Source organism: Cellulophaga sp. F20128, assembly GCF_023015805.1.
In the GTDB taxonomy this organism is placed as follows: domain Bacteria; phylum Bacteroidota; class Bacteroidia; order Flavobacteriales; family Flavobacteriaceae; genus Cellulophaga.
The window spans coordinates 1-5,956 of the sequence record NZ_JALKBA010000037.1; the positions used below are offsets into that span (position 1 = coordinate 1).

Consider the following 5,956-nt stretch of genomic DNA (forward strand, 5'->3'; position numbering starts at 1 on the left):
CGCCTTAGAGTAAGGCTTGCCTCGCATGCAACAGCTAACAACACCTATAATTCAGTCTTACTGTTTCGTATAAATAAAATTCAGTACTTTTAATCCGGCCCGATTCCGACCTTGAAAAATCCTAACGGATTTCCCAGACCGAAATCATAGCCTAGACGTTATACCACATTAAAAAACTGAATGAAGAACGAACCTTGGAAATCGGGACCAAAAGAATTATTACTGCACGGTCTTGAGCATTTATCCCTTGAAACAGAGTTTGATTACCGAATGGGAATGATTGTTATCGACAATTCAGTTGAGTTAATGATGAAAACTTATTTGGGCCTACCAAAACGGATTACAAAGCTGAATGGAGTCACAAGGAAATTATATGACGAAGCGACTAAGAGTTTTCCCAACCTACTTGATACGATGGAGAGTTTCGCTAAAGACAAACTAATTGGAATTGAACTAGGAGAAATAGAATGGTATCATAGAATAAGGAATCAATTGTATCATGATGGAAATGGAATTACGGTAGAAAAGGAAAAAGTAATTGCATATTCAAGTATTGCTAAAATATTATTCGAAAATTTATTTGGGGAAAAAATTGATGCTAGGGGAAAGAAATATGGAATAGATGATTTCTTATTGGCATGGGCGGACTTTAATAAATTAATTGTAAATCAGGGTCCAAAAATATATAGATTAAAAAACTTCAAGGAACTATTTCAATTATCGAATAAAGAAGAATTGACTTTAGCTGAAATAATCGATTTTAGAAATAAACTAGTCCATAAACCTAATGAAATTGATAAAGTAGAATTGAATTCTAAAGTTCAGGAGTTGATTGAATTCATTGAACTAGTGAAAAACAGAAATAAATAAAAAACGTGGTATAACAATACCTATAAGTAATGCGGAGTTTGGTTTTTATTCCAAAGTAAGTGTATATTTAAAGTGTCCGCAAAATCTTTAGGATTTTGCTCTGAAAACAAAAAAATAAAACAAAACAAAAAGCTTTTGCTACATGCGTAGATGGAAACAAAAAGGTTTCCTTGCCTCCGCACTACTCATAGCTGAACCGTTGGCATTAATATGCAAAAACTATCATACGAATTAGTCTTAGACCAAAAAACAGTCAAGTACGACATTGGTGTGTCCGAAAAATTCTACTACATCGGAATAGCTGGACTTATTCTCGTTTTCTTTTTTAACTGGCTATTAGAAAGCTATACTGAAATTATTCTTTTAGATATTCAATTGGTAAAATATATCATGTATAGTTTTATAATCTGCCTTATAATTGGCTCTCTTTATGGATTAGTTGATAAAAACGGAAATAATAGAATTATAAAAGGATTCATAACCTTTGATGAGAATGAAATAACCATAAACTACGCACGAAAATACAACCTAACCGAAATTAAAAATTTAAAATTTAGTGGACATGACCATAAAGGACGTTTAATTAATCTACATTCTGATGGAGACCCAACTAGGAGTTATGGTGGTGATAATTATGTAGAATTCTCATATCGTGATAAAAATTATAAATTTCAGTTTGTTGTTGATTCAATTTCTCATAGAAAACTACTTACCGAAAAGGTAATACCTAAAATGAAAACAAAGGCGGAAATAAAATACTAATGCCAACAAAACCTAAACGTAATGCGGACTTTTGGGCTAAATCGAAAGGTCTGTGTATATTTATAAAGTCGCTAAATCTTATGGATTTAGCTTTGGACAAGAAAAAATAAAACTAAACAATAAGCTTTAGCTTCGTGCGCAGACGGAAACGAAAAGTTTCCTTACTCCCGCACTACGCTTAGCTCAGACGTTAGGTTTCATGCTAAAAAAGAAAGCCAACGCACATTTGGCACATTTACAAGCTCCAACACACAGGCTGACTCTTCAGCTAGTAAAAGAGCCAAATTTTTGCCAACACACAAACGAATAATTGCAATATTATGTACATATCAAAAATTGAAATACAAGATTTTAGAAATTTCCAAAGCACAGAAAATGGAGATGGAACAAAAAGTGGTTGTACCATAGAATTTCAAGATGGAATTAATATTGTAATCGGACATAATAATTCTGGAAAATCGAATCTTTTAAAGGCTCTGGATTTAGTTGTAAATTATGGTGGAAGTAAGAAACTTGATATTGATGATTTTAATAAAAACACTACCATTGCAAATCTTTTGGAAGAACCACCTAAAGTCATAGTAAAAGTAACATTCACAGAATCCGACAATGAAGATGAGTTCTCGGATGATTTAGTAACAGCATCAACGTGGCTAACCAAACTAGACTCTCCATATTCAGCCCAATTAACTTATGTACACTATTTACCACAAAGGGAACATGAAGATTATAAAAAGGAGCTTGGATTAGTCAATTCAGAGGATATTGAAGATTATTGGCTTACAATAAAGCACCAATTTCTAAAAAAATATACCAGTAAAATTTATTGTGGCAATCCAGATTATAAAAATGTAGTTGATAATGACACAATTAAGAAAGTGGATTTCCAGTTTTTGGATGCGATTAGAGATGTCGAAAGAGATTTGTTTTCTGGTAAAAATACACTGCTTAGAGAGGTAATAGATTTCTTCATTGATTATGAAATTAAAAGTGATACCGCATTAGATAAGAACACCCAAAGACAACAAATTTCAGTTAAAAGAAAAGCCTTCTCAAAAGATGCTAAAAACCTTATTGCTCAGCTTCAAAAAAGAATGGAACTCGGCAAGAAAGAAATGTTAGAATATGCAACGGAAACAGGAGCTTCCTTTCAAAATGCTGAGCCTGATTTTAGTGGGCATATTTTAGACACAGAGATGTATTCAGCACTTAAACTAATCGTAAAACATGAAACAGGTATTACAATTCCTGCAACTCATAATGGACTGGGGTATAATAATCTAATATTTATTTCCCTGTTATTAGCAAAAATGCAGAAGGATGCATCTGGAGATTATCTAGGCAGTAATGCCAAATCATTTCCAATATTGGCAATAGAAGAACCTGAAGCCCATTTGCACCCAGCAATGCAATATAAATTTCTGAAGTTCTTAAAAGAGAACAATAAAAATAAAACAAAACAGGTATTCATAACATCACACTCCCCAAGCATTACTTCAGCAGTTGAACTTGACAATATTATATGCTTGCATCGACTTGATAATGGGCAATTGAATATTGCATATTTAGGTCGAGTTTTCGGAGATGACGAACAAGATTCAAAAGCATATGTACAAAGATTCCTAGATGCAACGAAATCTGACATGCTTTTTTCAAAAAGTGTAGTTTTTGTAGAAGGTATAACGGAACAGCTTTTACTTCCAGTTTTTGCAGAATATAACGGAGAAAGTTTAGAGTCTGAGCATGTATCTGTAATTAATATTGGAGGAAGATACTTTAATCACTTTCTAAAACTGTTTGATTCAACTAAACCTTATACAATAAATAAGAAAGTTGCTTGTATCACAGATTTAGACCCAACATATTCTGTTGATGAAGATATCGTAAATGAGAAGTGTTATCCATTTGAGAATAACGACGAATTAGTAGCGTTTAATGAATGTTCTAACAAAATAGTGGACGACTATTCAGAAGGTAAACACCCAAATATTCAATGTTTTTCACAAGATAAAGGTGTAGGTAAAACATTTGAATATGCAATAGCTTATGAAAACCCCAAACTAGATATTCATGTAGTATCAGCAATTGCAAATAATGAGGAAATAAAGAATCTTATCAAAGCATATAACGAAGGTAAAAACCTAAATGAAATGATTGAGATTCATAGTACTAGAGGTAACGAAAACAAACGGATAATAGATTCTATTCAAAAATCTGGTATAGATGATGAAGAATTGAAAAAGCATCTCATTTCTGCAAGATATTTGAATTCATTATCAAAAGGCGAAAATGCGTATGACTTAGCACATATTTTAGAGGAAAATTTGCCTGAAAATGAATGCGCGTTTCAAGTACCTTCTTATATATCAAATGCAATTCAATGGCTATGCAGGTAATATCATCAAACAATCAGATAGACATTGAGCAGCACTTCAAAGTCGTAGCTGGTCCAGGAGCAGGAAAGACTACTTTTCTAGTTAACCATATTAGAAATGTATTAACGAATTCAGAGCGTCTTGGTGTGAACAGGAAGGTTGCTTGTATAACTTATACTAATGTAGGAGTAGATACATTGGTAGACCGAGTAAAAGACGAAAGGGATAATATAGAGATAAGCACAATTCATAGTTTTCTTTTTGTGCACGTAGTTAAACCATATCTTTTTCTGATTAGCGATAAATACGGATTGAATCCATCAATGTTCGATAGCCCATTTGAGCATATCTTTTCTAATGGGTTCTTTAGAAGTACAAACTTACCTACTCGTTTCAGAGTCCAAGAATCAGAAATGAAAAAAGTATTCTGGGAAATCAATGGCGAAACTTGTATTCTAAGGTTACCTAACAGAAATAGAAATGTTCAACAATATCATAATAGTTTACTTAGGTATAAAACTGCATTTTGGGAAAAAGGGATAATGCACTATGATGACATTTTAGCCTTTGCATGGGAAATAGTAAATAAAGACTCAAGTGTTTTGAGAATTTTACGAGCTAAGTTTCCATACTTTTTTATTGATGAATTTCAAGACACTAGCCCTATTCAATCTGCGATTTTAAAATTAATAGCTAATGAGGAAACTATTGTTGGTGTTATCGGTGATGAAGCACAATCAATATATAGTTTCCAAGGAGCAAGTATGCAACAGTTTATTGACTTCACCCTGCCAAACATTAATGAATTTGTAATTCCGGACAATCACAGAAGCACACTTCAAATAATATCTGTACTAAATACAATTAGAGGTTCAATAACTCAAACAAGTCCTGAAGCGAAAGCAGGTGATTTACCCAAAATCATAGTAGGTGATAGTATTGCAGCATTAGAAGAATGTGAAAGACTATGGGGTGAGAAGAATGTCGTGTCTTTGTCCTACATGGTACCAACTGCAAACGCTATGAGGAAAAGAGTTCCTGTAGAAAGTGCGGCGAATAATATAATTGAAGAGTTGTTTAGTGTAGACTCAAATAGAGACAGGAAAAAAGTAATAATTTCTGTGATAAAGTCTGTTGAATTTGCAAAGCAGAATCTTTTTAACGATGCAATTAAAGAGTTAAGTCGCCATTTTCGAAATCAAGATTTATTTAAAGGTCATAAATCAGCGTTAATATTTATCAAATCTTACTTAAATCTATATAATGAAATCAGCAATGAAACTCTTTGGCAACTATATGAACGTTTGCAGGCAAGTTCTATAGTTAGTTTGTCGAGAATTAGAGAGAGCAAAACAGCAGAAATGACAAGAGTAGAAGCTTTCTACAAAGAAACATCTTACAAAGATTTGGCTTTGACAATTAGGCTATTAAAGGATGCAAGTTTGCATCGTACAATTCATAAAGCAAAAGGTGATGAGTTTAATAATGTTTTAGTTATAGTAAAAGGTAGGTTTGGTAATAGATATAACGAAGAGCGTGATTTAGCATTTCTTTTGAATCCAGAATTAAATAGCCTTGAAGAGCATCGAGTTAATTACGTTGCATGTAGTAGAGCAAAAGAAAATTTGATAATTAATGTGCCAGAATTATCTCAAGAAGCAAGTGATACTTTGGCTACATATTTTGATATTAGTTCTGTTTAAATGCCAGCACTTCGCAACCATACACATTGCCAAGTCGCTCATAAAGCCGACACACAAACCAAAAATTGCAAAAGAGTATGTCTTTGCCAACGCTGAAAACAAACAGAACGGAATAAAGCCAGTGGGTAATCGAGTGGATGGCTCCGCCATCAAATGACGGAGTGCACCCCTCACACCACCGCACATACGGGTCTCGTATACGGCGGTTCGATAATGGAACTTATCGTTTGTAGTATTCGATTAAAC

The 5,956-nt window shown here is 33.3% G+C and carries 4 protein-coding genes; all 4 read left to right on the forward strand.

Going from position 1 to position 5,956, the window contains the following annotated elements; all coding sequences use genetic code 11:
• Positions 1–180 precede the first annotated feature (180 nt).
• The 4 genes from MWU65_RS17190 to MWU65_RS17205 all read left to right on the forward strand — a co-directional run bounded on the left by MWU65_RS17190 (position 181) and on the right by MWU65_RS17205 (position 5,710).
• Complete coding sequence (locus MWU65_RS17190; protein WP_247079916.1) at positions 181–870, forward strand: hypothetical protein; 690 nt, start codon at positions 181–183, stop codon at positions 868–870.
• A gap of 210 nt (positions 871–1,080) precedes the next feature.
• On the forward strand, positions 1,081–1,632 hold the full coding sequence (locus MWU65_RS17195) for a hypothetical protein (RefSeq protein ID WP_247079917.1): 552 nt from the start codon (positions 1,081–1,083) through the stop codon (positions 1,630–1,632).
• 320 nt (positions 1,633–1,952) lie between these two features.
• Positions 1,953–4,028 (forward strand): AAA family ATPase, encoded by a 2,076-nt coding sequence (locus tag MWU65_RS17200; RefSeq protein ID WP_247079918.1) that lies wholly within the window; start codon positions 1,953–1,955, stop codon positions 4,026–4,028.
• Positions 4,013–5,710, forward strand: coding sequence for an ATP-dependent helicase (locus MWU65_RS17205; protein WP_247079919.1), 1,698 nt, complete (start codon positions 4,013–4,015; stop codon positions 5,708–5,710). The genes MWU65_RS17200 and MWU65_RS17205 overlap by 16 nt, the downstream gene beginning before the upstream one ends.
• Positions 5,711–5,956: the final 246 nt, after the last annotated feature.

Bases quoted from the DNA above. Each gene is read 5' to 3' on its own strand.
- MWU65_RS17190 (WP_247079916.1), top strand. From the start codon at position 181: ATGAAGAACGAACCTTGGAAATCGGGACCAAAAGAATTATTACTGCAC.
- MWU65_RS17195 (WP_247079917.1), top strand. From the start codon at position 1,081: ATGCAAAAACTATCATACGAATTAGTCTTAGACCAAAAAACAGTCAAG.
- MWU65_RS17200 (WP_247079918.1), top strand. From the start codon at position 1,953: ATGTACATATCAAAAATTGAAATACAAGATTTTAGAAATTTCCAAAGC.
- MWU65_RS17205 (WP_247079919.1), top strand. From the start codon at position 4,013: ATGGCTATGCAGGTAATATCATCAAACAATCAGATAGACATTGAGCAG.